Origin of the sequence: Moorena sp. SIO2C4, from assembly GCF_010672485.1 — a bacterium.
Taxonomy (GTDB): Bacteria; Cyanobacteriota; Cyanobacteriia; order Cyanobacteriales; family Coleofasciculaceae; genus Moorena; species Moorena producens.
In genome coordinates, this window is the sequence record NZ_JAAHGN010001200.1 from 1 (window position 1) to 2,124 (window position 2,124).

Here is a 2,124-nt window from a genome sequence, read left to right on the forward strand (position 1 = left end):
TTGAACAAGTCGTGAGACGCATTCCCCCACCTCGTCCAGGTGGGGGTTAGTCCACGCTAACAACAATAGTAAAGATTGGGATTATGACAACCTAATTGTCGTCGTCTAGTTTTCAAGCTAAAATATTAACTGAAAGAGGATTTACGCTTACCAATGAAAGCGCCGACCAAAGTTATACGAACAGACAAGTGGCAGCTTAATCCAACCCCAGATCAAAAAGTACTTTTAGGGGAGACGGTTAATGTATACCGCCATGCTTGTCAGTATTTGGTCGGCATAATTCATACTCACTGGGCTGAACTGGGAGAGTTGACAGCAGATCAAATGACTCCGGCTGTCGAAAAACTCATGCATCAGACAGCTAAACGTCCTAATGTAAAATACCCCCAGTTCAATAAAGCCTTCTACAAATTTCCTAGTTATCTGCGACGTGCTGCGATCTCATTCTCTGCCGGTCAAGTTAGCAGCTTTGTTACTCGTTATCGGGATTGGCAGTCTGGGAATAGAAAAAGAAGAGATGCTAAACCTCCAAGGTTGAATGCAGACACTGGTTGTTACCCTTCTTTGTACAAAGGACAATGTTATAAATTACATGGTTATGACCAAGTCGAAATCAAGGTTTTCAATGGCTCTGACTGGGTTTGGACTACTATCCAAGTTACTAGTTTAAGAGAACGTCATCTAGTAGCATCCAACAAGATAATGTCTCCTTCATTGGTTTTAAATGAGAGGGGTTACTACTTGTCCGTTCCATTTGCCTGTAAGCCAGAAAAGAGAAAACCAGAGGCCAACGTCACAGCAGTTGATTTAGGAATAAATACAACAGCTACGATAGCAGTCGTAACTCATAGCGGCACTGTAATTCATCGTGAATTCGTTCACCCTGGAAGAGACATAGACCGTCGAGATAAGCGACTAAAATCCGTATCCACTCGGGCGTCTAAGACTATGGGTAAAGGCGGAAGACTCCATAAGGGGTTCTGCTCTAAAACCTATGAAAAATGCCGAAGAATCAATCATCAGATAGGCCACATTGTTTCAAAGCGAATTGTAGAGATTGCTGAACAGTTTAATTCTGAAGCTATAGTATTTGAGAATCTTAAGGGCTGGAAGCCGAAGGGTGGCAAAAAACGATCCAACCTTCGACAAAGATTCCACGGCTGGCTTAAAGCTAAAATTCGCAATTTCACTGAGATGAAGTGGGCTGAATTAGGCGGAAAAGTAATTGAAGTCGTGGCGGCTTACACTTCAAAATTAGCCTATGATGGTTCCGGCAAAGTTAGACGCAGCTCAAAAAATTACTCTCTAGCAACTTTCCCTTCAGCTAAGCGCTTTAATGCAGATTTAAATGGTGCTTACAATATCGGTGCTAGAGGTGTGTTTAAACTCGTTCGTAGAAATAGCAACGAGGGTCGTTCCAGCAAAAGATTTGGACGACCGCCTAGAAGCTGGGTTTGCCTGTGTGATCTGTGGACTAACGGTAGTTCTAGATTAGCATAGGACACCACCACCTCGGCTTGCCAGGTGGTGGAAGCTTCATGGGTTGCTGAAAAACCTGTCAGGAAAACTAGCCGAGCATGTGGGAAAACCAGAAAATTATGTGATGACAGCGTTTGAGCCTGGTGTGGCTATGACCTTTGCTGGTAGCTTTGACCCAGTTTGCTATGTGGAAATTAAAAATATTGGCACCATGAAGCCAACTCAAACTAAGGCCATGAGTCAGGATTTTTGCAAGACCATTAATGAGACCTTGGGTGTAGCACTCAACCGAATTTATATTGAATTTGCTGATGCCCAGAGACATATGTGGGGTTGGAATGGCTCAACGTTTGATTGACCTTAGACCTGGCTCAGCTAACTTTAAAGTCAGAAATCGTCTCAATCCATACCCGTGCTCCACAATGTAGGGGATTATCCGGGCGATACATGACCCGACAAGGGCCATTGACTTCTACCGTATGACCGTAAGTGTTATTAGCGCCTCGTTTGACAGTAATCACTGGATTCCGTTCGCCGGTGTTGTGATTTTGGCGAATCACTTTCTGGTTAACGTGGATCACAGCCTTCGTGTAATTTGTACGCTTTGACCAATTCCGCTTTGGTCCACGAGTGCCAGGGGTAACC

The 2,124-nt window shown here is 44.1% G+C and carries 3 protein-coding genes; 2 read left to right on the forward strand and 1 reads right to left on the reverse strand.

Going from position 1 to position 2,124, the window contains the following annotated elements; all coding sequences use genetic code 11:
• Positions 1-153 precede the first annotated feature (153 nt).
• Both F6K20_RS35540 and F6K20_RS35545 read left to right on the forward strand, forming a co-directional pair.
• Entirely contained in the window at positions 154-1,500 is a 1,347-nt protein-coding gene (locus tag F6K20_RS35540; protein WP_287251339.1) for an IS200/IS605 family accessory protein TnpB-related protein, read from the forward strand.
• A gap of 43 nt (positions 1,501-1,543) precedes the next feature.
• Positions 1,544-1,837 (forward strand): phenylpyruvate tautomerase MIF-related protein, encoded by a 294-nt coding sequence (locus tag F6K20_RS35545; protein WP_287297956.1) that lies wholly within the window; start codon positions 1,544-1,546, stop codon positions 1,835-1,837.
• A 13-nt stretch (positions 1,838-1,850) separates the two neighbouring features.
• Here F6K20_RS35545 and F6K20_RS35550 read toward each other — a convergent pair.
• Positions 1,851-2,124: DNA-binding protein (locus F6K20_RS35550; RefSeq protein ID WP_287297958.1), on the reverse strand; the 274-nt coding region annotated here is incomplete at its 5' end.

What these genes read in the sequence shown, in the direction of transcription:
- F6K20_RS35540 (WP_287251339.1), top strand. Translation starts at nt 154, where the DNA reads ATGAAAGCGCCGACCAAAGTTATACGAACAGACAAGTGGCAGCTTAAT.